We start from the raw sequence: 24,140 nt of genomic DNA, 5'->3' as shown, positions 1-24,140 counted from the left end.
TTTGACGCGCGGAGCAACAGGACTGCGGGCAGTACCGCGCGCCGTTCTCGTTCGAGCGGCGCACGGTTCACACTACTTCAACACTTCTGCGTTACTCGTAATCGGCCACGGGCACGCACGAGCAGAACAGGTTGCGGTCGCCGTACACGTTGTCGGCGCGGCCGACGGGCGGCCAGTACTTCTTCGCAACCAGCGACGGCAACGGATACGCCGCCGTTTCACGCGCATAACCGTGCGTCCATTCGTTCGCGACGACCACAGCCGCCGTGTGCGGCGCGTGCTTCAGCGGATTGTCCTCGCGATCGCTGCGGCCTTCCTCGACGTCACGGATTTCGTTGCGAATCGCGATCATTGCTTCGATGAAGCGATCCAGCTCTTCCTTCGATTCCGATTCGGTCGGCTCGACCATCAGCGTGCCCGGCACCGGGAAGCTCATCGTCGGCGCGTGGAAACCGTAGTCCATCAGACGCTTCGCGACATCGTCGACGGAGATGCCGCTCGTTTCCTTGATGGGACGCAGATCGAGAATGCACTCGTGCGCGACCAGCCCGCCCGGGCCCGAATAGAGCACCGGGTAATGCGGCGCGAGCTTGTTCGCGACGTAGTTCGCGTTGAGGATCGCGGTTTCGGTGGCGGCCGTCAGGTTCTTCGCGCCCATCATCGCGATGTACATCCACGAGATCGGCAGGATCGATGCCGAGCCATACGGCGCAGCGGAGACAGCACCGATGCCGTTCGCGTCGCGCTCATAACCCGTCGAGGTTTGGTTCGGCAGGAACTTCGCCAGATGCGCGCCGACGGCAACAGGGCCTACGCCCGGTCCGCCGCCGCCGTGCGGAATGCAGAACGTCTTGTGCAGGTTCAGGTGCGAGACATCGCCGCCGAACTGGCCCGGCGCCGCGAGACCGACCATCGCGTTCATGTTCGCGCCGTCAACGTAGACCTGGCCGCCGTGCCCGTGCACGATCTCGCAGACTTCGCGGATATTCTGCTCGAACACGCCGTGCGTCGACGGATACGTGATCATGATCGCCGCGAGTTTTGCCGAATGCTGCTCGGCCTTCTTCTTCAGGTCTTCGATATCGACGTTACCTTGCGCGTCGCACGCAACGACGACGACCTGCATGCCCGCCATCTGCGCCGAGGCCGGGTTCGTGCCGTGCGCCGAAGCGGGAATCAGGCACACATTGCGATGACCTTCACCGCGCGATTCGTGATACGCGTGGATGATCAGCAGACCCGCGTACTCGCCTTGCGAGCCAGCGTTCGGTTGCAGCGACACGGCCGCATAGCCGGTTGCGGCGACCAGCATCTGTTCGAGCTGATCGATCATTTCGCGGTAGCCGACGGTTTGCTCGGCGGGCGCGAACGGGTGAATCTGGCCGAACTCGGGCCACGTGACGGGCAGCATTTCCGACGTCGCGTTGAGCTTCATCGTGCACGAGCCGAGCGGGATCATCGAGCGGTCGAGCGCGAGATCCTTGTCCGACAGGCTGCGCAGATAGCGCAGCATTTCCGTTTCCGAATGGTGACGGTTGAACACGTGGTGCGTCAGATACGCGCTTTCGCGCTCAAGCGCGGTCGGGAACGTATTCGACGCGCCAAGCTTTGCGTCCAGTTCGTCGATTTGCGGCACGGCTTCGACGAACGCCGCTTGCGCGAATGCGGCGAGCAGATCGGCGAGATCGGCGCGCGACGTGGTTTCGTCGATCGACAGACCGACGCGCGTGTCGCTCACGTGACGCAGGTTGATGCCCTTCGCCGTCGCGGCGTCGTGCAGCGCCTGGGTGCGCGCGCCCGTTTCGAACGTGAGCGTGTCGAAGAACGATTCGTTGACGAGCGTATAGCCGAGTTGCTTCGCGCCTTCCGCGACGAGCGCGGCGATGCGGTTCACGCGTTGCGCGATCATTTTCAGACCGCGCGGGCCGTGATAGACGGCGTACATGCTCGCCATGATCGCGAGCAGCGCTTGCGCCGTGCACACATTCGACGTCGCCTTTTCGCGGCGGATGTGCTGTTCGCGCGTTTGCAGCGCGAGACGCAGCGCGGGATTGCCTTGTGCATCGACGGTGACGCCGACCAGACGGCCCGGCATCTGACGCTTGAATTCGTCGCGCACGGCCAGATACGCCGCGTGCGGGCCGCCGAACCCGACCGGCACGCCAAAGCGCTGCGAGTTGCCGACGGCCACGTCCGCGCCCCATTCGCCCGGCGGCGTGAGCATGGTCAGTGCGAGCAGATCGGCGGCGGCGACCACGTGGCCGCCCGCTGCGTGGATCGCTTCAGCGAGCGCGCGGTAGTCGTGCACGTCGCCGTTCACGCCCGGATATTGCAGCAGCACGCCGAACGCGTTCGACGTTGCGGCATCGGCAGCCGGGCCGACCTTCACTTCGATGCCGACGGGCTTCGCGCGCGTCTTCACGACTTCGATGGTTTGCGGCAGCACGTCGTCTGCCACATAGAAAATGTTCGACTTCGGCTTGCCTACGCGTTGCAGCAGCGTCATCGCTTCGGCGGCGGCCGTCGATTCGTCGAGCAGCGAAGCGTTCGAGATCGCGAGACCCGTCAGGTCGACGATCATCTGCTGATAGTTCAGCAGCGCTTCAAGACGGCCTTGCGAGATTTCCGGCTGATACGGCGTGTAAGCCGTGTACCACGCCGGATTTTCGAGCACGTTGCGCAGGATGACGGCGGGCGTGTGCGCGTTGTAATAGCCCTGGCCGATGTACGAGCGGAACACCTGGTTCTTGTCCGCGAGTTCGCGCAGCGCGGCGAGCGCTTCGGCTTCGCTCTTCGGCTGGGCGAAGGGGCCGAGCGGCAGCGCGTCCTGGCGGCGAATCGTCTTCGGAATCACCGCGTCCATCAACGCGGCGCGCGATGCGAAGCCGAGGGCTTCGAGCATCGACTGCTGATCGGCCGTATCCGGGCCGATATGCCGTTCGGCGAAGGCGTCATGCACTTCGAGCGCGGCGAGCGAGAGAGGAGTGCGGTTCATCAGACGATCCGGGTGTTCGAGCTTCATGGAATGTTCCTGCTGGCGCGGCGTTCTTCTGTCGTGGCGAACGCCGCGCCGGTCGTGAGTAAGTGACTTATTCGCCGATCGACTTGCCGTACGCGGCGGCGTCCATCAGACGGTCTTCCGAGGCGCCCGCAGCCGGCTTGATCTTGAACAGCCAGTTGTCGTACGGCGCGCTGTTCACGGCGTCCGGCGTATCGGCGACGTTCGGGTTGGCCTCGATGATCTCGCCCGACACGGGCGCGTAGATATCGGAAGCAGCCTTCACCGATTCGATGACGGCGACGGTATCGCCTGCCGAGACGGTCTGGCCCAGTTGCTGCACTTCGAAGAAGACGATGTCGCCGAGCGCTTCCTGCGCGTGGTCGGTGATGCCGACCGTCAGCGTGCCGTCTGCTTCGGTGCGGACCCATTCGTGCGATTCGGTGTATTTCAGATCGGCCGGGATGCTCATCGGATGCTCCTATGCGGTAATTCGGTTGATTTAAATGGTGGGACGCACGCGACGATTTCGTGTCTGTCCGGTGTCTGTCTCGTGACGCTCATCGTGTGACCGATCAGCCGACGAGCACTTTGCCGTTGCGCACGAATGGCAGTTTAACCACGCTGGCGGGAAGTGCCTTGTCACGGATCTGAACGTGTACGACGTCGCCCGGCTGCACGCCCTTCGGCACGCGCGCGAAGGCGATCGATTCCTGCATGGTCGGCGAGAAGGTGCCGCTCGTGATTTCGCCGTCGCCAGCGGGCGTGACGACCTTCTGGTGCGCGCGCAGCACGCCAGCGGCCTTGCCGTTGTCCTTGTGCAGGATCAGGCCGACAAACGACGCCTGCGAACCGTCCGCTTCGAGCTTCGCGCGGCCGATGAAATCGCGCGGCGCGGACAGATCGACCGTCCATGCGAGGCCGGCGTCGAGGGGCGACACGGTGTCGTCCATGTCCTGGCCGTACAGGTTCATGCCGGCTTCGAGGCGCAGCGTGTCGCGCGCGCCGAGACCGGCAGGACGCACGCCTTGCGCCTGCAGCGCGTTCCACAGCGCTTCGACGTGATCGGCGGGGACGATGATCTCGAAGCCGTCTTCGCCCGTGTAGCCGGTGCGCGCGACGGTCAGCTCGCCAAATGGCGTATCGGTGACGCGCGCGGCGTTGAACGGCTTGAGGGCTTCGCTGGCGGCGCGGGCGTGGGGCACGGTTGCCCAGACTTTTTCGCGCGCATTCGGGCCTTGCACGGCGACGATCGCGTAGTCGCGGCGCGGCTGGATGGTCAGGCCGAAGCCTTGTTCGTCATTGAGCTTGTTGAACCACGCGACGTCTTTCTCGGCCGTACCGGCGTTCACGACGACGCGGAAATGATCTTCGCCGAAGTAATAGACGATCAGATCGTCGATCACGCCGCCTTCGGGGTTGAGCAGGCAGGAGTAAAGGGCTTTGCCAGGGGTTTGCAGCTTGCCGACGTTGTTCGCCAGCGCGCGCTCGAAGAAAGCGCGCACGCGCTCGCCCGTGAAATCGACGACGCACATATGGGAGACGTCGAACATGCCAGCGTCGGTGCGCACGGCGTGATGCTCTTCGATCTGCGAGCCGTAATTGACGGGCATGTCCCACCCGCCGAAGTCGACCATGCGGGCATTGAGCGCACGGTGCGTGGCGTGGAGCGGGGTGTGTTTGAGTTCGGTCATCGGGGCCTCGGGGCGTCGCTAAACAGGAAAGGCCATGCGGCGAAACCCTCGCGGCCTGATCCCATCTCGGGCCAACGAGCGATAACTGCATGCCCCCTCTGTCCTCGATACCTGAGAGATTGCGCTGCCGTCAGCGAGTGCTGTCAGCGTGGCGCGCGCCCCTTCGGTGGGCAGCCTGCGCGTGCGGTTTAGTGCACCGGCGCTACTGCCGCTCTCCAGAGTGCGAAAAACGGGCGCTCGTTCGAATGAGGTCGTGATGACCAGATGACGAGCGGGTTTTTCGACGCGGTCGGTCCTTTTGCCTGAGAGTTTACGGGTGTGCCCCTTCGGCGGCGCTGGCTGCTGGGCGTTCTGAAAACGACAGCGGACGGCGCGCTCTCCCGACGCGTGCGGCGAATGTACGCGAGGGGCGGAGGGTTGTCAAATTGCGACAGCGGGCCTGTACGGGCGCGGCCTGGCGGGCGACAGACGCGCTGCCGTGGTCAAAAAAGCGAGGGCGGCACCCTGCCGCCGGACATGGGGCGCGATCGGCTGAATTGATGCCGGATACATGGGCTGATCGGCCAATTGGCTTGCGGAGTTGCCCCGGATACTTGCAAAACGGCGGCATGCGACCGCTTCTCTCCACCTACCATCATCCGACCGATGATCAAGGCGCACATTTACCAGATCTACTATTCGGACCAGACGCGCAGCGGCCTGGACGAAGGCTTCATTCCGCTCGACAACGCGGGTCAGCGGCCGGACTGGCGCGAATACTGGCCAATCCGCCGCTTTCTGCTCGAGCACGCGCTGGACGACACCGCGTTCTACGGTTTCCTGTCGCCCAAATTCGCCGCCAAGACGAATCTCGAGGCAAGCGACGTCCATGCGTTTCTCGGCACGGTGCCGGAATCGACGGATATTGTTTCGTTCTCGCCGTACTTCGACGCGGGTGCATTGTTCACGAACGTCTTTCTGCAAGGCGCGCAGGGACATCCGAACGCATGGGGACCTTTCGATGAAATCGTGCGGCTGCTGAAGCCGGGCATCGAACTGAGCACGTTCATCATGGATTCGTCGAACAGCGTGTATTGCAACTACTTCGTCGCAAAGCCGCGCTTCTGGCGGCATTGGCTGAGCCAGGCGGAGATCGTGTTCGGGATCGCGGAATCGAACAGCACGCCGCTCGGCAAGGCGCTCAACGCATCGGCCCGTCACGCACAAGGCGATACGCCCGTGAAGACCTTTCTGATCGAGCGGCTCGTGTCGCTGCTGATCGCAACCGAGAAGCACTGGCAGGTTGCATCGTTCAACCCGCTACAACTGCCGCTCGTTTATCCGGGTTCGGGAAAGGTCGCGCAGGAACTCGTGATGCTCGATGCGCTCAAGCGCGCTGCCGTCGGAAGCGGGCGCGCGGAGTACATGACCGTTTGGTCGCAATTGCGCGAGCGTGTCGTGGCCGCGATGACGGCGTCCTGATCACGCCCGCGCCAAGGTGCGATCAGCGGTTGACAGCCGCCGACGCCGCATCCAGTTCCTGATTCAGCACGCGCTGCTCGTCGCCCGTGAGGCCGCCGCCGTGTTGTCCAGCCATGTCGTGCGCTTCGTGGCGGATCGTATCGAGCCGGTGATGCAGCGCGGCGCCTTCGGGCGGCGGATAGTGCCCCTGGTTCACGCGCGCATCGATGCTGCGGCCCATATTGTCGATGCGGCCGTCGACCTGTTCGAGGCGACGCACTGCCATTTCGTGCGGATTCGGCGCGCGAGAGGGCTCGACGAGCTGCTGCGACGGCGGGGCCACGCACGCGGCGAGCGCCGAAACCAGCGCACAACAGCCAAGCGCGCGAACGATACGTTTCATAGAGTTTCTCCAATTGATAAGTCCCGTCCGATACGGACTGCGGCCGGGCACGGGCGGCGCGCGATCGCGCCGTGCGTGCATGGTCTTGCGGCCGTCGGTTGCTGGTGGGGCCAGCGCGGGAGGTTTTGTTCACGCCCTGCGGAAATCCTGAGGGCGCAAAGAAGGCCGGCACGAAATCCGGCCTGAAACAGAACAGCGAACGACAAAGGTGAGGAGCTATCCGTGTGTCACGCGCCGCGCCTGAACGCCAGCCTCACCCCATCCTTCTCGCTCCGGTCCGCGAGTTCGATGATGGTCATGACGTCCACCGCGTCAGCGGCGCTGACCGGGAACGGCACGCCATCATGGATCGATGCCGCCAGCGCGCGGTAGAACTCGACGTACGCGCCGTCGCGCGTCGGCAGATCGCGCTGCACTTCCTGTTCTCCTTCCAGCACCCGCAACGTGCCAGCTTCGTTGCCGCCGCCGAAACCGGCATCACCCGGACGCAAGCCCGCCTTCAGCTGATCTTCCTGCGTGTCCAGCCCGTGCTTCACATAACTGCCGCGCGTGCCGTGGATCGAATAGCGCGGCGCGACGATGGCCGTCAGCGCGCTCGCGTGCAGCACGACCTCGTGATTTGCATAGCCGAGCAGCAGATGCACGTAATCCGGCGCGCTCGCGTTGTCGCGATACGCCTTCACCGTTGCATAGACCGTTTCGGGCGCGCCGAACAGCGTCAACGCCTGATCGATCAGATGCGGGCCGAGATCGAACAGCAGGCCGCCGCCACGCGACGCCTCTTCGCGCCAGCGTTGCCGGATACCCGGACGGAAGCGGTCGAAGTGCGATTCGAAATGCGTGATCCGGCCGAGTTCGCCGCTCGGGATCAGGTCGCGCACGGTCATGAAATCGCCGTCCCAGCGACGGTTGTGGAACGGCGCGAATACTAGCCCTTTGCTTTGCGCGAGATCGGCGAGCGTACGGGCATCGGCGGCGGAGAGCGTGACGGGCTTGTCGACGACGACATGCTTGCCTGCGTCGAGCGTGCGGCGCGCGAGGTCGAAGTGCGTGTCGTTCGGCGTCGCGATCACGACGCATTCGATATCCGACAGCGCGAGCAGCGCGTCGATATCGGCGACGATCGTTGCGTTCGGATAATCGGCGCGCGCCTTGTCCGGCTGACCCGTGGCGATCGCGGCAACGCTCGCGCGTCCGCAGTGTTCGATCACCGGCGCGTGAAATGTGGCGCCGGCAAAGCCGTAGCCCATCAAGCCAATTTTCAGCGATGAAGACATGCGTATTCCCTGCAAAACCGGCGCGCCGCGGGGGCGGCGCACAACGTTGCAATTGTGGCACGGCCGCGCTCCGCGCCGTGGCGCATTGGGCGGCGCGCGCCGGGAGGATGTTGTCTGAAAGGCATAAGCGGAGGTATCGGAAAGGGCTGTCCAGTCATTGACAGCTGCGCAAACCGGCGAACTAATTTGCTCATTTGGGCAGGTTTCATATATGGCGGTTGCGCGACTGCTGCCGGCCTGATACTGTATATTCATACAGTTATCCGGGACCGATATCAGCGATTTATGGTCAACCCGCGACTCTACACGTACCAGTCACGCCTTGCCCTTGGCGCAGGGCAGTCCGCGTGGCTGGACGCCTATGCGGCGCTGTATGGTCGGGCGGAACGCGGCCTCTTCGCGGCATTGCAGGCGGGAAGCAGCGACCTGAACGCCCTCAAGCGCGAGTTCCTTGTGCGTCATGGCCTGACGGCGCGCCAGTTCAACGCGATGCGTATCAGTCTTCAGGGGAAGATCGACAGTATCGTGGTGTCGCGCGCGGAACGAGTGGCGACCCTCACGCGGCAGATCAGGCATGCAGTGACAGTGATTGGCAGGCTTGAGGAGCAGGCGCCCGGCAGCGCAAGGCTGCACCAGAAGCGTCGCCGTCTGGGCATCCTGCATGCCAGATTGGACCAGATTCAGGCCGACCAGAAGGCCGGCCGTGTGCGGCTGTGTTTTGGCTCGCGCAAGCTTTTCCGCGCCCAGTTCGCGCTGGCACAAAACGGCTACGCCAGCCACGCCGAATGGAAAGCCGACTGGCAGGCGCAACGCGACGCGCAGTTCTTTGTGCTCGGCAGTAAGGACGAGACGGCCGGCAATCAATCGTGCCAAGCAAGCGTTGAAGAGGACGGTACGCTGACGCTCAAATTGCGCCTGCCTGATGCACTGGCCGCAGAGGGTCGGTACATCACGATCCCTGGTGTGCATTTCGCATATGGCCACGAGGACATCGTGGCGGCGCTGCTGTCGAGCCAGCGGGTGCAGATCCAGACGAAGCATGACAAGCCCGCATACCGGCGCACAGGCACAGCCATCAGTTATCGCTTCGTGCGCGACGTCAAGGGCTGGCGGGTGTTCGTCTGCATGGCGGTCCGGGCACCGGTTCGAACGACGCACCGCCAGTGCGGGGCGATTGGCGTGGACGTCAATGCGGACCATCTGGCGGTGTCGGAGATAGATTCCTCGGGCAACCTGGTCCGTACGCTGCGGATTGATCTCGCCACCTACGGTAAGTCCAGGCAGCAGGCCGAGGCACTGATCGGCGATGCCTGCGTGGTGATAGCCGAGTTCGCCAGCGCGGCTGGCAAGCCTGTCGTGCATGAGTTGCTTGACTTCGCAAGGAAAAAGGCGGAACTGGAGGCGACGGGCGCGCGTTACTCGCGGATGCTTTCGTCGCTTTCCTACAGCAGGATCATCACCAATATCGACAGCGCGTGTTTTCGCCGTGGCGTGGAGACTATCGCGGTCAACCCGGCCTACACGTCGGTAATCGGCGCTGTCAACCATGCGAAACGGCACGGCATTTCGGTACACATGGGCGCCGCGTGTGCGATCGCCCGCAGAGGATTGGGCTTGTCAGAACGCCCGGTAGTGCGCAGTGGCCATGTGCCCGCGCGCGGCAGTGGTCATGTCACCTTCGCGCTACCCGTGAGGAATCGTGCGAAGCATGTGTGGTCACTGTGGGCCGGCGTAAAGAGGAGCCTGCAAGCGGCGCATGCAGCGCATGTCCGGTCGGACAGGGAACGGGCCAAGGCCCGCTCCCGTTCCGCACCATCGGCCCCGGCAACGCGGCCAATGGGTGCAATCCAGACCTCCGGGGTGCGATCCCCCGGCGCGAATCGTCACCAGCACTGCTCGGGTGATGTCTGCTCCAACCCGCGCGGATGTGCGCAGGGTTGAGCAGGTTTGTAGAAGCGGCATTCGTGTTAACATCGCGGCTCTCACGCGAACGGCAAAAAGCGCATGGAATCAATGCGTGGCGCATCGACGGGCAGTTCGGCAAGCGCCGAGCGGCCGCCTGATACGATGCGTCGCAAGCGCCGTCTCGCTGCATGTTCTCGGGCCGTTCGTCGCGAAGCGCCCTCAATCCATTACTCATCCACACACGATGTCCGCAGGCCTGAATTCCGCCCAAAGCGAAGCGGTGCGCTATCTCGACGGTCCCTGCCTCGTGCTCGCGGGTGCGGGCAGCGGCAAGACGCGCGTGATCACGCAGAAGATCGCGCACCTGATCGAAAACAAAGGTTTCGAGCCGCGCCATATCGCCGCCGTCACGTTCACGAACAAGGCCGCCGCCGAAATGCGCGAGCGCGTGAGCAAGCTGCTCGAAGGCAAGACGCTCACGACGCCCGGTAAGGAAGGCCGCAAGGTGCCCGTCAACCAGTTGACGGTGTGCACGTTCCACTCGCTCGGCGTGCAGATTTTGCGTCAGGAGGCGGAGCATGTCGGCCTGAAGCCGCAGTTCTCGATCATGGATTCCGACGACTGCTTCGGCATGATCCAGGAGCAGGTCGGCTCGACGGACAAGGGCTTCATCCGTAAGATCCAGGCGATCATCTCGCTGTGGAAGAACGGCCTCATCATGCCGGACGAAGCGATGGCGATTGCATCGAACGAGGACGAGCATCAGGCGGCGATCGTCTATCGCAACTACGTCGCGACGCTGCACGCGTATCAGGCCGTCGATTTCGACGATCTGATCCGCCTGCCCGCCGAGCTGTTCAAGAACAACGAGCAGGTGCGCGACCGCTGGCAGAACAAGCTGCGCTATCTGCTGATCGACGAGTATCAGGACACCAACGCGTGCCAGTACGAACTGGTGAAGCTGCTGGCGGGCCCGCGCGCCGCGTTCACGGCCGTCGGCGACGACGATCAGGCGATCTACGGCTGGCGCGGCGCGACGCTCGAAAACCTCGCGCAGCTCGGCAAGGATTTTCCGAAGCTGCACGTGATCAAGCTCGAGCAGAACTACCGCTCGACGGTGCGCATCCTGACGGCGGCGAACAACGTGATCGCGAACAATCCGAAGCTCTTCGAGAAGAAGCTCTGGTCCGAGCACGGCATGGGCGATTCGATCACCGTCACCGGGTGTAACGACGAAGAGCATGAAGCGGAGTCGGTCGTGTTTCGCCTGTCGGCGCACAAGTTCGAGCGACGCGCGCAGTTTCGCGATTACGCGATCCTGTATCGCGGCAATTTCCAGGCGCGCATCTTCGAACAGGTGCTGCGGCGCGAGCGGATTCCGTATGTGCTGTCGGGCGGCCAGTCGTTCTTCGACAAGGCCGAGATCAAGGACATCTGCGCGTATCTGCGTTTGATCGCCAATGCCGACGACGATCCCGCGTTCATCCGCGCGATCACGACGCCGCGCAGAGGCGTCGGCAATACGACGCTCGAAGCGCTCGGCGCGTTCGCGGGGCAGGCGAAGGTGTCGCTGTTCGAAGCCGTGTACATGGGCGGCCTTGAGGCGCGGCTGTCGGCACGTCAGGTCGAGCCGCTGCGCATGTTCTGCGATTTCATGCAGCGTCTGCGCGACCGGGCCGACAAGGATGCGGCGACGTCCGTGCTCGACGACATGATGGAAGCGATCCACTACGAAGCTTATCTGTACGACGCATTCGACGAGCGTCAGGCGCAGTCGAAATGGCAAAACGTGCTGGAGTTTCTCGAATGGTTGAAGCGCAAGGGCACGAAGCCTGAACCGGCAGTTGGTACCGAACAGACAGGCTACGACAACGCCGATGGTCTCGCCGACACCGGCAAGAATCTGCTCGGACTGATTCAGACGGTCGCGCTGATGTCGATGCTCGAAGGCAAGGATGAAGATCCCGATGCAGTGCGGCTTTCGACGGTGCATGCGTCGAAGGGGCTGGAATATCCGCATGTGTTCCTCGTCGGCGTCGAGGAAGGCATCATGCCGCATCGCGGCGGCACGGAAGACGACGGCCCGATCGACGATGAGCGCATCGAGGAAGAGCGTCGGCTGATGTATGTTGCGATCACGCGAGCGCAGCGCAGCCTGCATTTGAACTGGTGCAAGAAGCGCAAGCGGGCGCGTGAGACGGTGGTGTGCGAGCCGTCGCGCTTCATCCCCGAGATGGGTCTCGACGAAGCGCCGCCTCCAACGCCGGAAGAAGCGCCGATGTCGCCGAAGGATCGCCTGGCGAGTCTCAAGGCGCTGTTGCAGAAGGCTTGACTGGCGCGAACGCGCGCTGTGCGTAAATGCTGAAGGCATAAAAAATCCCCGCTATTGAGGCGGGGATTTTTGTTTGCGCGTTGAAAGATGCGCGGCGCTTATTTCGACGCGTTGACCATGTAATCGACGGCGGCCTTCACATCAGCGTCCGACGCGCTCGATCCGCCTTTCGGTGGCATTGCGCCCTTGCCGTGCAGCGCGTAGTTGTAGACGGTTTCCATCGGCTCCTTCAGGCGCGGCGCCCAGGCTTCCTTGTCACCGAACTTCGGTGCGTTCAGCACGCCCGCCGCGTGGCAGGCCTGGCAGACCTGCTGATACAGCGCCTTGCCCGCCTGCGATGCGTCCGCGCTCTGCGCCGCGCCCGATGCGGGCGCCGCGGCCTGCGGCACGTTGGCCATGGCGGCCATTGCGGCAGCGGCCTGGGTGCCTGCTGCATCGGAGGCACCGGCTGCGCCCGATGCCGCTTCGGCGCCCGAAGCCGCCGCTGCGCCCGAAGCGCCGGCCGGGCCTGCGGCTGGTTGACCCGGCACAGGCTTCGGCGGATCTGCGAACTTCGCGCCCGCGTTGTTCGCCATGTACGCGACGGCGAGGCCGATTTCGTAATCGCTGTAGTCGTCCGGGCTCGTGCCGCCGCGCGCAGGCATCGCGCCCTTGCCCGTCAGCGCGTTGTGCCAGAGCGTATCGAAACCTTCGCCGATGCGCGGCGCCCAGTCGGCCGTGTTGGTGAACTTCGGCGCGCCTGCCGCGCCCGACGCGTGACACGCCGAACACACGGCTTTGTAGACTTCCTCGCCCGTCTTGTAGACGCGCGGCGCATTGGCGTCGCGGATGTCGACTTTGGCGAGGGGTTCGGTGCGCGCGTTGACTGCGGCGTCGGACAGACTGTCGGTACCCGCGCCCGTGCGGGTCGAGTTGTCGACGTAATAAGCGAGCAGGATGATGATGACGATGGGGACAGCAAAACCAGCGATGACTGCGGCGATCAGCTGTCCGGGGGTTTTGATCGGGGCTCCGTGTGGTGCTTCGCTCATGCTTGTCTCGTCTCCCGTGGGTATTGTGAGCGGTACAGCGCGACGGCAACAACTTTGTTCTTGATCAGCCACGGACGATTATAGACGGAAGGTTTCGGCGCCGGCGAGCGGGTCGGACGGTGTTCAGTAGGCGTTTACGCGAACACTTTCGACGTTTGGGTGGCGTTTGTTGCGTGGCTGGCCGGGCCAGGCGAACCGTCCGGGGCCATTCGATGGCGCCCGGCGCCCGCGCAAGCCCGCTCTCGGTGGACGGGCCGCCCGAAACCGGGTATGCTCTCGGTCTCGCTTTAGCGCCATATCTCGCATCAACTGCGTGATTTTGCAGCGCTTTTTGCCGAATGCGCCCGTAGCTCAATGGATAGAGTACTGCCCTCCGAAGGCAGGGGTTGCTGGTTCGATCCCAGCCGGGCGCGCCAAATCTTCCAGATCTCGATTGCAGCACAGACGACCTAGATCGATGGGGTCTTGTTTATGGTGCGTTCCTTGGGCTCGATTTCACGCACGAAGTAATCAGCTGCAAATTTCACCTATCAGACACAAACGCTTACCACTTGCCCAAATCAGGGCAGACGGTGCGATGGCGTTCGCGACGGGCTGCGCGGCAAGAGCCGCGTAAGGCCGGCACGTCGCGATACGCCCAGGCGGTTGTCCCCCACATCGAGCGTCGGGCTGGTCACGCTTGTGCGAAATCCACGCCATTTCCTAAGCACCACAACGGTTGCAAATACGGACTGCGAGAAAATGAATCGCAGGACGTGGGCTCTTCTGAATAAAGGTCTGCGCAGTTGCTTTACGCGGATGCGGTTTTCGGCTGTGCTTGAATGTCGACGCGTTGCGTCAGCGTCATGTCGTGGTGGATCGACGCGATATCAACGTTATTCTGAAGTTGCTGCGCGATCAACGCATCGTCGGCGACGAATTGCGGCCAGACGTCGCTGCACAGGAGCAGGCAGTTATTGCCTGGGAGCGAGAAGACGAACTCGAAGCTCTTGGACAGCGACTCGACAAGACTCTTGTGCAACTGACGGTGTGTGTTGATCGCAAATATTCCCTCTGCGCTCAGACAGTGCTTCACTTTTCCAGCCAATTCCCCCGAAAGAACGTAATTGGGAACTTCTAGACTTGAGCCGAAAATATCGCAGCAAATGTAGTCGTATTTCTTGTTCGCTCTGTCAACGAAATGGTACGCATCTTCATGAAATAGCTGGATGTTGTCGGAGTCGAGGTCGAAGAAAAATTTGTGAGACGCTTCGAAGAGTTCAAGATTGACATCGACGATGTCGATCTTCACCGAAGGTGCGAAGTCACGAATTGATTGGATCACCACGCCAGCCCCGAGGCCAAGGACGAGTGCGTCATGCACGCCGTTCCTGACGCACAACGCCCCATATGTCAGCTTCTTGGTGAAATCGTGTACATGGAATTTGGGCTTGTTGACTTTTATTGCGCCTTGAATGCTGCTAAATGGTGGGCCCAAGTAAAGCTGGCGTTGCGTGTCGCCCTCCGCGTCGCTCGTCTCGATGATCCTTACGGTGGTAGTTTCAAAGACTGTCTTCATTTATTTTCCAGAATAGCTATTTGCGCTGAGAAGTTAGCTTGACCGAATTACACCATTGAGTCGCGGTCATCTTCGTGGCCATTCTGACACGCTCTCTGCAGTCTTTGCATGCAGGTGTCTTATGTATGCCAACGTGGCGCGCTTACCCGTTTCCCGGTCGAACCCAAGGCGACGGCGTTTGTAGGACTGATTCCCCGAAATGCCCGCGTTTATGACCTTACTTTGCAGCTTTGATTGCGCACCCGTATAGGACAATCGGGGCGGCTCCGTTTCTGCTTTATGGCGGTTCAACAGGCGGCATCCAGGCGAGTGTCGACAATTCACGGATGATCCGTCGCGGTAGACACTATGCGCGAGTCTATTGTGCCTCGCGTTTTTGCTTTAACTGAAATCCGGCAAAACAGTTCGCTTATGAACACGCAAGCTACAAATCAATGCTCCATTCAGATAAACGCCGACGGCCAGACGGTATCTGTAACAACGATACTCTCGCTTGAAGATCTGGATAAAAATGGAGTGGCTTGGTGTCAGCCGGTAAAAGAACTGAATGCGCAGTCGGCGCCGCTTACAAGGCTGGGCACCTACCTCAATATCGCCAATATCTGTCGAGAATGCAATCGACCAGGAGATGAGATCGGCATTCTGCGCCGCGCTGCGAGAGAGTTTGGCAATCGGGTGACCGAGATTTTGAGCAGGCTTGACGTGCTTTCGCAAGTCGGTCTACCGTTGCCAGAGATGCCTGCCGGGTGGTCTATTGTTTCCGTCGACCGGGACGAGAGCCAGTTCAAGTTGCTCGCCGGAATAGGCGGCAACATCTATTCGAGTTTCTGGCATCCGGGTGCGAAGCTCGGCGGGCTGGCGGGAACCCCCGGTCTCGAAGCGCTTGGAACGAAGGCGGGAATCGACAACGCTTCGTTCCATATTTGTTTCAACGGCGCCGTTGTTGCGACGGTTCCCGTGGTGATCGACTCGACTCATTCCGCTGCTTGGGTTACCAACCATCCATCCTCAGGTTGTATGCCAATCGAGGTGCATTTTGTCGATGCATCTCAGGATCGCGACGAGGCGTACAGGGGTATCGTCGCCTACCTCAAGCATCTATCCAGACACTTCGGCGTAGCTAACTTCACGATCATGGAGAAGCCCGAAGAGAAGTTCGGGCTGTATAAACAGATTATCAAACGCGCGAGAAATTACTCCGCTGAAATCTGGGATAGCCCATACGTTGATCTTCGCGTGAAGGAAAGTGGCGTATTTGCCGGCACACGTAAGTCCTATAAATCGATTATCAATTGGTGCGCGAAGAACCTGGTTGTCGAGTACTTCACTGGCGACGAGATCACCGATGACCGGATCACGTATTTTTTCCGCGTGATCCAGGATCTGCACGAGGAACTGATTGCCAGGTACACCGACGGCATGACGACGGAACTGTTTATGCACCCAATTCTGATGTGCAGGAACGGGCAGGGTGAAGTTGCTATTTCGAAGGCGGCCGACGGCGTGCCATACGGCATCACGGTGACTACGTACGACAACGGCGTAGCGTACTACGCACTCGCCGGCTCAAAGAAGATCAACGGCAGAAACGTGGGTCCGTATATTGTCTATGATTCCCTGTTGAGGGCTCAGGCAAAGGGAATGAACAAGTACGTCATGAACCGGTTCTTTGGCGCCAGTGTGTCGTTAAGTCAGGGGAACGTGAAAGTAATGGGAGACAGAAGCTTCAATATCGCGTTCTTTAAGCGGGGATTTTCCGACGACTGCGACTTCTTGAATGTCTACACTGTCTTCATGTAGCAAGTAAGCGACTTCCCGGGCATCCATGCAAGACGCGAGCGCGAACCCGTCGATCACGCGGGCGTGCGCAGGCCTATCCGGCAATGGTCGACTTAACGGCGGGCGATCATGCGCCCACATTCCTTCTGCAGCCGGGGGCGCAGTGGGTTTGACGATGCAGCGCGGGGGCGGTGAACATTTGCTATCGCAACCTTCTGCGTGCACCACTCCTGCACCCATACGTCAAAGTAGCACGGAAACCTGATTCTGTTTGGGCGTTTGAACGGCACTTCTTCCGGCTAACCTTCCACCATAGCAAAAGACCGCGCCACGTTGTAACGGCTGCATCGCCCTTTTGCGGGCAATACGGTTGTCCAACGCACGCCACAATTCGGAAGGACCGATTCAATGCCAACAGTCAGCATTTTGATCCCCGCATACAAAGCGGAATATCTCCGGCGGGCGATCCTAAGCGCGCAGCATCAGACATTCAAGGACATCGAAATCCTTGTCGGCGACGACACGCCCAACGCTGCGCTCGAGAAAATTGTCGTGGGATTCGATGATCCTCGCATAAAGTACTTTCACCACGGATTCCAGAAAGGCACGCGCAACTCACGAGCATTGTGGGCGCAGGCGAGCGGTCAGTATGTGAAGTGGCTTTTCGACGACGATGTGCTGATGCCGACCTCCGTCGAGACGCTCGTCGATGCACTGCGCGAATACCCGCAGGCGATACTTGCGTTCCACGAACGAGTGTTCATCGATGAAATGGACAATTTGATCGGTCAGCCGCAACAGTTGTTGCCACCGGGACAGAAGGCGCTCATCGATCGCGCGTTTCTCGTCGAGAACATGGTCGGCAAGCTGAACAACTTCATCGGCGAGCCGAGCAATGTCATGCTCGTGCGTGAACGCGTCGATGTGTCTTCGGTGTTCGACTACCGCTCATGGGTGCTGGACTTCATCGGCGATGTGTCGATGTTTCTGAACTGCGCTGAACAGGCTCCGCTCGTCGCAGTCGGTGGGTTTCACAGCGCATTCAGGCGGCATTCGACTCAGGCGTCCGCGACAGTGAGTGCCAATTTCAGCGCGGGACTCTACGAATGGGAATTGATGGTGCGTGGCGAAGCCGCGGCTGGCAATTTGACGGTCGAAGCGCTCGCGGGAGCGCAACGGATGTTGCGAACCATCTATGGGAACTGGAGCGCCAATCTGCCAGAGATTGCTCCGTTGCTCGCCAACCTCAACGAGTTTGACCGCATTCCGCCGCAAGATCTGTATGCGTCCCCTCGATTTCAGGCGGATCTCGCCAATGCTCGTGCGGCCGTGGCTGCTCGCGTCGGCGAGCGTAGAAAAGGACCGCGCACCCAGCAGCAGAAATTCTGTGTGGTCTGCGAGCAGCCCGTCGCCAGATGGCTGCCACATCCCGACGCAGGCAGCGCCAGCAAGGAGTTCATGCGGCAGGTTGAATCGGTGGGTTCAACGCTCGAGAATCATACGTGCCCGAATTGTGGCTGCAACGATCGAGAGCGGCATCTCTGGCTATATATTGCCTTTTCGCGGATCCTGGAGAACGCGAGCACAAAGCGCATTCTCCATATCGCCCCCGAAGCGGGACTCGAGCCACGCATACGCAGGCTGCAGCCACGCGAATATATCGTCGGCGATCTCTCCCCGCGAGTTGCTCATCACCGAACGATCAATGTCGAGAATCTGGAATTTCCCGACGGATATTTCGACGTCGTCATCTGCAACCACGTACTCGAGCATGTCGATCGTCCCGAAACGGCGATCGCCGAGTTCAACCGCTGTCTCGCGTCCGATGGCCATCTGATTGCACAGACGCCATACTCGCCTGTGTTGCGCCAAACATTCGAATTGATCAAGGCGGTGCCGGAGTCTTTCAAGGCGCGCTATTTCGGGCAAGGCGACCATGTGCGGCTTTTTGGCGCGGATCTCGTCGATAAATTCCGTGACGGCGGTTTTGCAGGTGACCTTTACCCGCATACGACCGTTCTCGGCGGAATCGATCCAGACACGTATGGCTGCAACGGACGCGAGCCATTCTTCTTTTTCGCGAAGGGGCAAGCGCCTGAGTTCGTCAGCTGAACGGCTTTGTGTAAGCCAACGTGCCTGCGTTTGCGTGCGTGCCGACAAGCATCACCGAGATACTACACTTTGCAATGATATCTACCTTGTTGATTGAACCCGAACCGCGACACGCCGACACGGCGAGCGACGGCGGATCGCCGACTCAAGTGCATGATGCACCTCGCCCTGCACCGAGAGCAATCACTACGCGTGTGCCTGAAGTACGCGATCCAAGTCAGGGATTCATTCCCGTCACGCAGCCCCATCTGCCGCCCCTGGAAGAATTTCAGCCGTATCTCGAGGAAATCTGGCAACGCAAGTGGGTGACGAATAATGGGGTTTTCCACCAGCGGCTCGAGGCGGCACTGTGTGACTACCTCGGCGTCGAGCATCTTTCGCTGTTTTCGAACGGAACGCTGGCACTGATTACGGCGCTGCAGGCACTGAAGATTACCGGCGAAGTTATCACGACACCATTCAGCTTCGTTGCGACGACGCACGCATTGCACTGGAACGGCATCAAGCCCGTCTTCGTCGATATCGATCCTGTCAGTCTGAATCTCGACACAAGCAGGATTGAAGCCGCCATCACGCCGCAGACGACTGCGATTTTGCCCGTTCATGTCTATGCCAATCCCTGCGATGTCGAGCGTATCGACGCCATCGCCGATACCTATGGTCTTCGCGTGGTCTACGATGCTGCGCATGCGTTTGGCGTGCGAGTGCGCGACCGCTCGGTACTCGAATACGGTGATATGTCGGTTCTGAGCTTTCACGGTACGAAGGTCTTTAATACGTTCGAAGGCGGCGCAATAGTCTGCCGTGACGAAAAGACCAAGCGGCGCATCGACAACTTGAAAAACTTCGGTTTCGTCGACGAAACAACCGTGATGGCGCCCGGCATCAATGGCAAAATGAACGAGGTGCAGGCCGCGTTTGGGCTGCTTCAGCTCGAGCATATGGAGCGGGTGACCATCGCCCGCGGGCGGATCGATGCCCGCTACCGTGAAGCGTTCGCTGGTGTGCGAGGTCTGTCGATGCACGAGGTGCCCGCGCATTGTTCGCGCAACTTCGCGTACTTCCCGGTGCTCGTTACGCCGGATTTTCCGATAAATCGTGACGACCTGTATCTCGCGCTGAGGGAGAACGACATCGCCGCTCGTCGCTATTTCTATCCGCTGATCAGCGAATTTCCCACTTATCGTGGTTTGCCTTCGGCAATGCCGCAGAACCTGCCCGTGGCGATGAACATTTCGCGGCAGGTGTTGTGCCTGCCCATTTTCCCGGCGCTGGATGAGCGCGATCAGCAGCGGATCATCGATGTCGTGTTGTCGTGTGCCCAGCGTGCTCGCGCGGTTTGAGATGAGCCATACCTTCAACTGATACCTTTGAGTGTTCTGATGTCCATCGACACGCCATCCAACGCGCGCCAATATCCGACCGTCGATTACGATACTCATGCGAGAACATGTGCACCCGATGCATTCTGGGAGCAGGTGAAGCGCACAGTACACGGCAAACCTGTGCCCGAGTCGCAGATCGATCTCATCGTCGCAGAAATCAAGCAGCGGCTGGAGCTTGGGTCTAACGACCTGCTGCTCGATCTCGCCTGTGGCAACGGCGCGTTGTCACATCTGCTGATCGATTCGTGCGCGGCATTTCTGGGTGTCGATATCTCGACGTATCTGATCGATATCGCACGGAAGCATTTTGCAGACGCGCCACGGGTTCAGTTTTTGGCGCAAGGCGTGGCGGACTATCTGTATGGCGAAGCTGATCCGCTACGTTTCACGAAAGTCCTGTGCTACGGCAGCTTCATGTACTTCTCCGAAAGCGAAGCACACGCAGCCCTGAAACTGCTAGCCGATCGATTCATCAATGTTCATTCGATCTTCATCGGCAATTTGCCGGATCGCGACCGGGCGGGTGTGTTCTATTCGCAACGCGTTTCCCAGCCCGGTGAACTCGATGATCCGCAGGCGCAAATCGGCATCTGGCGTACACAGGAAGTGTTCTCCGCACTAGCCGCGGACGCGGGTTGGGTGACGACATTCTCGAGCATGCCGGAAGGGTTCTATTCCGCGCAGTATCGGTACGACGCGACACTGCGTCGTCGCGACGGGAACTGAGCGCTTGTAGAAGCCCTTCTGGGCGCGGTTTGATGAATGCACGTTACGGCGACTGCAACGTCGACGCAGTGCGTAGCATCTCCATGACGGACTGCGGCGAGTTCCACATCAATACGTCGATGATCGAGAGCCCGGGTTCAAAGCGGTAAGGGCCAACGTCGTAGATGGGGTTGTCAAACGAGAGGAACTGAAGGCTGATGTTGCGTGCCGCGAAGTCGTCGCAATTGAACAACTCGCGGCCGCCGGCCGGGTTCACGTAGCCACGTGCACCCAGCGCTGAGCAGATGGCCGGTGCCCATCCTCCGGGGGGAGGTTTTGAGGCAGAGACAAGCCGAGTTCCGAACAGACTCGGTAATTGAACGACAGCCCGAGATAGTCGCACACGGCGCGTAGACCGCGCACATTGAGTTCGACGAGTGACGTGTCGGCGTCGCCTGTCATAGCGTCCTGTACTAATGCCTCGACGGCCCGACTGTAGGGTGCGACACGCCGGTAGTGACTGAGCTTGCCCAGCACGCTGCGACGCGCATCTCTCACATTGAGCACGCGTGCTTCGCTTGTGTTGATCGAAATTGACCCGTTTGCAAGCGGCACGGTAACGTAGTTCCATCCTTCCTTCGGATGCAGGACCCGGTTCCGATTCATCCACGTCTTGGGCGTGTACTGTGTGATATCGAACACGACCCAGGCATCGGTGTTTGCAATCAGCGCAAAGTGGCCCAGGTAGGGAAAGAAGTACGGCTGCATGATACCCAGCTTCACGTCAGGCTCCGAGCTTTCCTGCGATTTCAGCGGCGTGGCACTGGGCGACGCGGATCACGTTGGCGATCCGCTCGATGAGCGCCTCATCGACCAACGCGCCGATCGGCAGTTGCAGGATGGAATTTCGCCAGTGTTCCGTATGCGGCAGCGCGATCGTGAAGTCGCGGCGCGCCGCCCCGAGGCCGCGATCGCCGCCCGCTTCGACATTCTCCGCGTCGAGCACCGCAATCAGTGCGTCACGCGACAGGCCGAACGCGTGTTCATCGATCTCGCAGATGACATTCTGATAGTTGCTCTTGCTCACTTGTTGTGGCTCCACGATGCGCAGTCCGGGAATGTCAGACAGTTGCGCCGCGAAAGCATCGAACTGGCGGATGTTTTGCTCCATCAATTCGGGCAGGTCATCGAGGTTCAACAGCGCGACGGCCGCCTGCGCCTCGGACATGCGGCCATTCCCGGTCTTGCCGACCGGCACGGGCCGGCCCATACCGTAGTTGCTGCGGATATTGCGAATGTGTGCGGCGAGGTCGTCGTCGTTGGTGCAGATGACGGCCCCTTCGGTCGCGCTGAGGATTTGACTGGAATGAAACGACAGAACTTCGAGCCGTCCGAAGCCGCCGATGGGGCGGCCTGCAATTTCGCAGCCGAAAGCGTGAGCAGAATCGAAATAGAGCGGGACGCCATAGCTGTCGGCCAATCGTTGGAGTCGTTCCACGTCTGCAGCACCGCCCCAGAGGTTCACTCCCAGGACGCCTGTCGCGCCGTCGCGCAGATAGGGCTCGACCAGCTCAGGCGTCAAATGCCCCGTCTCGCGCGAGACATCGCAGAATGCGACCTCGACGTCCGCCCACGCCAGCGACTGCGCCGTGCCGACGAAACTGAAGGCAGGGACCACGACCCTGCCCCTGAACCCCAGCGCCTGGGCGCTGAGCGCGAGCGCGATCGTCGCGTTGGTGACACACATGGCGTGACCAACCTGCAACAAATCTGCGATCCGGGCCTCGAGTGCTTGGGCGAGTGGTCCGTGATTCGTGTAGTACTGACGTTCGAAAATGTCACGAAACGCGGATTCGTAGCGATCCCAGCTTGGAAAGTGGTGTTGGCCGAGCGGTACGCGCCGAGGCAAGGGGGGCGCGGTGCCGAAGATTGCTAGATTGCTAGAGGTGAGTGTTTTCATTTCTGAAAGCGTTCGTTGATTTCGGTAGCGTGCGTATGAATGAAGCCAAGCAACGTTACGATCTTTGCGACATCAGCTTCGTCGACGAAGTGGCCGCAGGGCAGCATCAGGAATCGCTGGGCAAGCTGTTCGGTGGTACTCAAGTTACCCGCAATGGTTCGGTAGTCTGTGCGCTTCTGATGTAATGGCGGATAGTAGTAGGGGCGCGTCAGCAGATGTTCGGCGTGCAGGATTGCCAGAACCCGTTCGCGCGACACAGGCCAGCCGTCCAGCAGTTCGATTACGATGTTCTTGTAGCCGCAGCGCTCGCTTTCGTCGAAGGTGAGCAGGCGCACGTCGGGGACAACCGCTAGTAGCCGCTTGTACGTCTGGTAGCGCCGCCGGTTGCGTTCCACTTGCGCGTCGACATCTTCGAGGGCGGCGAGTGCCATCGACGCGTGAATTTCATTCTGTTTGGCGTCAATGCCGATAGCGTCGACCGTGCCGTCGTCGCGCAGTCCGAAGTGACGCATGTCGCGCAGCCGCGCGGCGAGCGCGCTATCGTTGGTTGTGACGTAGCCGCCTTCGAACGCGTTAAACAGTTTGCTTGATTGCATCGAGAAGCATTCGGCTTGTCCGAACGAGCCAACCTTGCGTCCGTTGACAGATTCGTACACTGATTCGACGGCGTCGAACAGGAGCGGAATACCAGTTTCTTCCGATAGTCGCTCGAGCCCCTCGACGTCGCAGCAGTTAACAATGGGGTGCACACCGAGAATGAGCGCGGTGTTTTCGTTGATACAGCGAGCGGCTGTTTCCGCGGTGATGGCGAGTGTCACTGGGTCGACTTCGCAGAAGTGCGGAACAAGCCCGGCCCACGCGACAATATCGGCGAGGCGCCGATACGTGAGCGACGGCATCACAACTTCTGTCTTGCCGGTGAGTGCCAGACACTTCATGGCTAGCACGAGGCCCCAAAAGCCGCCTGCGAACGAGACGCAGTATTCGACGTCGTGGAACAGCGCGAGCCGCTTTTCAAGCTCGCGTTCCACGGCGCCATGATCTGTATATTGGTGAGCGTCGTGAAAAACTTTTGACCACGACAGGAATCGCTCGACGTCCGGTCGAACCAGATTCGAGATCGACCGGATGGTGTCGAAGGCCGGAGGCCCCCCGAAGACGCCAAGCTCGGCGGGTTGAGTCTTGCTGAACATGAAATCGTTGCTCCCCGATTCGGTTGGCGTGAACGGTCGGGCACGTTATCGGCGACGATCATGCTCGCCTCCGCTCCGGCCCCCGGGGCACAGATACGGCGCCTGTCACGCCAGGACTTTGCAGGACTGTAGGGTAGCCCGGTTCTTCCGTTTCAATCAGCCAAACAGACTGGTGTTTCCGGGTTATTCCGTGCCTTGCCTGTCTATTGCCCCACCACAGTCCCCCGAAATACGGCCATAAACTCCATCTGATCCACCAATCACCTTGCGAGCCTCGCGAACAGAATAGCGTCACGGTAGCTCATTGCAGGTCGAGTTTCCCTTGAAGCCGACGCGTGTCCTGTCGGCAGCGCGTCCGCCATCACGCG

At 60.8% G+C, this 24,140-nt stretch carries 18 protein-coding genes, 1 tRNA gene and 2 riboswitches; of the genes, 8 read left to right on the top strand and 11 right to left on the bottom strand.

The annotated features are described in order from the left end of the window. Positions 1–91 precede the first annotated feature (91 nt). The 3 genes from gcvP to gcvT all read right to left on the bottom strand — a co-directional run bounded on the left by gcvP (position 92) and on the right by gcvT (position 4,692). Positions 92–3,022 carry an aminomethyl-transferring glycine dehydrogenase gene (gene gcvP, locus H1204_RS17175; protein WP_180729221.1) on the bottom strand — a complete coding sequence of 977 codons (2,931 nt, stop codon included), beginning with the start codon at positions 3,020–3,022 and terminating at the stop codon, positions 92–94. 67 nt (positions 3,023–3,089) lie between these two features. Continuing rightward, the gene (gene gcvH / locus H1204_RS17170) at positions 3,090–3,470 is read right to left on the bottom strand and encodes a glycine cleavage system protein GcvH (protein WP_042305124.1); all 381 of its coding nucleotides are present in this window, start codon (positions 3,468–3,470) and stop codon (positions 3,090–3,092) included. 103 nt (positions 3,471–3,573) lie between these two features. Then, a complete protein-coding gene (gene gcvT, locus H1204_RS17165; RefSeq protein ID WP_180729220.1) occupies positions 3,574–4,692 on the bottom strand; it encodes a glycine cleavage system aminomethyltransferase GcvT in 1,119 nt (372 codons plus the stop codon). An 88-nt stretch (positions 4,693–4,780) separates the two neighbouring features. Beyond that, positions 4,781–4,921: riboswitch (glycine riboswitch) on the bottom strand. Between the two features lie 50 nt (positions 4,922–4,971). Continuing rightward, positions 4,972–5,085: riboswitch (glycine riboswitch) on the bottom strand. Between the two features lie 252 nt (positions 5,086–5,337). On the opposite strand from gcvT, the gene H1204_RS17160 reads away from it, so the two are divergent. Further along, the gene (locus tag H1204_RS17160) at positions 5,338–6,153 is read left to right on the top strand and encodes a hypothetical protein (protein ID WP_180729219.1); all 816 of its coding nucleotides are present in this window, start codon (positions 5,338–5,340) and stop codon (positions 6,151–6,153) included. 22 nt (positions 6,154–6,175) lie between these two features. On the opposite strand, the gene H1204_RS17155 is transcribed toward H1204_RS17160, so the two are convergent. Beyond that, complete coding sequence (locus tag H1204_RS17155; protein WP_180729218.1) at positions 6,176–6,535, bottom strand: hypothetical protein; 360 nt, start codon at positions 6,533–6,535, stop codon at positions 6,176–6,178. Positions 6,536–6,762: 227 nt separating this feature from the next. Continuing rightward, the gene (locus tag H1204_RS17150) at positions 6,763–7,812 is read right to left on the bottom strand and encodes an oxidoreductase (RefSeq protein ID WP_180729217.1); all 1,050 of its coding nucleotides are present in this window, start codon (positions 7,810–7,812) and stop codon (positions 6,763–6,765) included. A gap of 285 nt (positions 7,813–8,097) precedes the next feature. On the opposite strand from H1204_RS17150, the gene H1204_RS17145 reads away from it, so the two are divergent. Together H1204_RS17145 and H1204_RS17140 are read left to right on the top strand one after the other, a co-directional pair. Further along, the gene (locus H1204_RS17145) at positions 8,098–9,753 is read left to right on the top strand and encodes a transposase (RefSeq protein ID WP_180729216.1); all 1,656 of its coding nucleotides are present in this window, start codon (positions 8,098–8,100) and stop codon (positions 9,751–9,753) included. Positions 9,754–9,961: 208 nt separating this feature from the next. Then, positions 9,962–12,049, top strand: a complete 2,088-nt coding sequence (locus H1204_RS17140; protein WP_180729215.1) for a UvrD-helicase domain-containing protein — start codon at positions 9,962–9,964, stop codon at positions 12,047–12,049. A gap of 98 nt (positions 12,050–12,147) precedes the next feature. Here H1204_RS17140 and H1204_RS17135 read toward each other — a convergent pair whose 3' ends face one another. Next, on the bottom strand, positions 12,148–13,080 hold the full coding sequence (locus H1204_RS17135; RefSeq protein ID WP_180729214.1) for a c-type cytochrome: 933 nt from the start codon (positions 13,078–13,080) through the stop codon (positions 12,148–12,150). A 340-nt stretch (positions 13,081–13,420) separates the two neighbouring features. Here H1204_RS17135 and H1204_RS17130 point away from each other — a divergent pair. Continuing rightward, positions 13,421–13,496, top strand: a tRNA-Arg gene (locus H1204_RS17130). 374 nt (positions 13,497–13,870) lie between these two features. Here H1204_RS17130 and H1204_RS17125 read toward each other — a convergent pair. Then, positions 13,871–14,638 (bottom strand): methyltransferase, encoded by a 768-nt coding sequence (locus tag H1204_RS17125; RefSeq protein WP_180729213.1) that lies wholly within the window; start codon positions 14,636–14,638, stop codon positions 13,871–13,873. Positions 14,639–15,049: 411 nt separating this feature from the next. Here H1204_RS17125 and H1204_RS17120 point away from each other — a divergent pair, with 411 nt between their 5' ends. The 4 genes from H1204_RS17120 (at position 15,050) to H1204_RS17105 (ending at position 20,640) form a co-directional block, all read left to right on the top strand. Next, a complete protein-coding gene (locus H1204_RS17120; RefSeq protein ID WP_180729212.1) occupies positions 15,050–16,438 on the top strand; it encodes a hypothetical protein in 1,389 nt (462 codons plus the stop codon). 387 nt (positions 16,439–16,825) lie between these two features. Further along, entirely contained in the window at positions 16,826–18,529 is a 1,704-nt protein-coding gene (locus H1204_RS17115; protein ID WP_180729211.1) for a glycosyltransferase, read from the top strand. A 194-nt stretch (positions 18,530–18,723) separates the two neighbouring features. Continuing rightward, the gene (locus H1204_RS17110) at positions 18,724–19,872 is read left to right on the top strand and encodes a DegT/DnrJ/EryC1/StrS family aminotransferase (protein WP_274608189.1); all 1,149 of its coding nucleotides are present in this window, start codon (positions 18,724–18,726) and stop codon (positions 19,870–19,872) included. A 39-nt stretch (positions 19,873–19,911) separates the two neighbouring features. Then, a complete protein-coding gene (locus H1204_RS17105; protein ID WP_180729209.1) occupies positions 19,912–20,640 on the top strand; it encodes a class I SAM-dependent methyltransferase in 729 nt (242 codons plus the stop codon). A 43-nt stretch (positions 20,641–20,683) separates the two neighbouring features. Here H1204_RS17105 and H1204_RS52640 read toward each other — a convergent pair whose 3' ends face one another. Genes H1204_RS52640 through H1204_RS17090 form a run of 4 tightly spaced genes read right to left on the bottom strand, consistent with a single transcriptional unit; the run spans position 20,684 to position 23,772 of the window. Next, positions 20,684–20,896, bottom strand: a complete 213-nt coding sequence (locus tag H1204_RS52640; protein WP_198001224.1) for a WbqC family protein — start codon at positions 20,894–20,896, stop codon at positions 20,684–20,686. After that, positions 20,893–21,402: a WbqC family protein gene (locus H1204_RS17100; protein ID WP_198001209.1), complete on the bottom strand. Its 510-nt coding sequence runs from the start codon at positions 21,400–21,402 to the stop codon at positions 20,893–20,895. Before H1204_RS17100 ends, H1204_RS52640 begins: the two co-directional genes overlap by 4 nt. Position 21,403: 1 nt before the next feature. Further along, positions 21,404–22,579 (bottom strand): aminotransferase class I/II-fold pyridoxal phosphate-dependent enzyme, encoded by a 1,176-nt coding sequence (locus tag H1204_RS17095; protein WP_180729208.1) that lies wholly within the window; start codon positions 22,577–22,579, stop codon positions 21,404–21,406. Then, on the bottom strand, positions 22,576–23,772 hold the full coding sequence (locus H1204_RS17090; RefSeq protein ID WP_180729207.1) for an aminotransferase class I/II-fold pyridoxal phosphate-dependent enzyme: 1,197 nt from the start codon (positions 23,770–23,772) through the stop codon (positions 22,576–22,578). Before H1204_RS17090 ends, H1204_RS17095 begins: the two co-directional genes overlap by 4 nt. Positions 23,773–24,140 lie beyond the last annotated feature (368 nt).

The organism is Paraburkholderia sp. PGU19 (assembly GCF_013426915.1).
Taxonomy (GTDB): Bacteria; Pseudomonadota; Gammaproteobacteria; order Burkholderiales; family Burkholderiaceae; genus Paraburkholderia.
Note: the sequence above shows the minus strand (reverse complement) of the source record. Positions and strands in the feature narration are given on the sequence as shown.

What these genes read in the sequence shown, in the direction of transcription:
- gcvH (WP_042305124.1), bottom strand. Translation starts at nt 3,470, where the DNA reads ATGAGCATCCCGGCCGATCTGAAATACACCGAATCGCACGAATGGGTC.
- H1204_RS17145 (WP_180729216.1), top strand. Translation starts at nt 8,098, where the DNA reads ATGGTCAACCCGCGACTCTACACGTACCAGTCACGCCTTGCCCTTGGC.
- H1204_RS17090 (WP_180729207.1), bottom strand. Translation starts at nt 23,772, where the DNA reads ATGTTCAGCAAGACTCAACCCGCCGAGCTTGGCGTCTTCGGGGGGCCT.
- H1204_RS17160 (WP_180729219.1), top strand. Translation starts at nt 5,338, where the DNA reads ATGATCAAGGCGCACATTTACCAGATCTACTATTCGGACCAGACGCGC.
- H1204_RS17115 (WP_180729211.1), top strand. Translation starts at nt 16,826, where the DNA reads ATGCCAACAGTCAGCATTTTGATCCCCGCATACAAAGCGGAATATCTC.
- H1204_RS17095 (WP_180729208.1), bottom strand. Translation starts at nt 22,579, where the DNA reads ATGAAAACACTCACCTCTAGCAATCTAGCAATCTTCGGCACCGCGCCC.
- gcvT (WP_180729220.1), bottom strand. Translation starts at nt 4,692, where the DNA reads ATGACCGAACTCAAACACACCCCGCTCCACGCCACGCACCGTGCGCTC.
- H1204_RS17105 (WP_180729209.1), top strand. Translation starts at nt 19,912, where the DNA reads ATGTCCATCGACACGCCATCCAACGCGCGCCAATATCCGACCGTCGAT.
- H1204_RS17135 (WP_180729214.1), bottom strand. Translation starts at nt 13,080, where the DNA reads ATGAGCGAAGCACCACACGGAGCCCCGATCAAAACCCCCGGACAGCTG.
- H1204_RS17140 (WP_180729215.1), top strand. Translation starts at nt 9,962, where the DNA reads ATGTCCGCAGGCCTGAATTCCGCCCAAAGCGAAGCGGTGCGCTATCTC.
- H1204_RS17125 (WP_180729213.1), bottom strand. Translation starts at nt 14,638, where the DNA reads ATGAAGACAGTCTTTGAAACTACCACCGTAAGGATCATCGAGACGAGC.
- H1204_RS17155 (WP_180729218.1), bottom strand. Translation starts at nt 6,535, where the DNA reads ATGAAACGTATCGTTCGCGCGCTTGGCTGTTGTGCGCTGGTTTCGGCG.
- H1204_RS17150 (WP_180729217.1), bottom strand. Translation starts at nt 7,812, where the DNA reads ATGTCTTCATCGCTGAAAATTGGCTTGATGGGCTACGGCTTTGCCGGC.
- H1204_RS17120 (WP_180729212.1), top strand. Translation starts at nt 15,050, where the DNA reads ATGAACACGCAAGCTACAAATCAATGCTCCATTCAGATAAACGCCGAC.
- gcvP (WP_180729221.1), bottom strand. Translation starts at nt 3,022, where the DNA reads ATGAAGCTCGAACACCCGGATCGTCTGATGAACCGCACTCCTCTCTCG.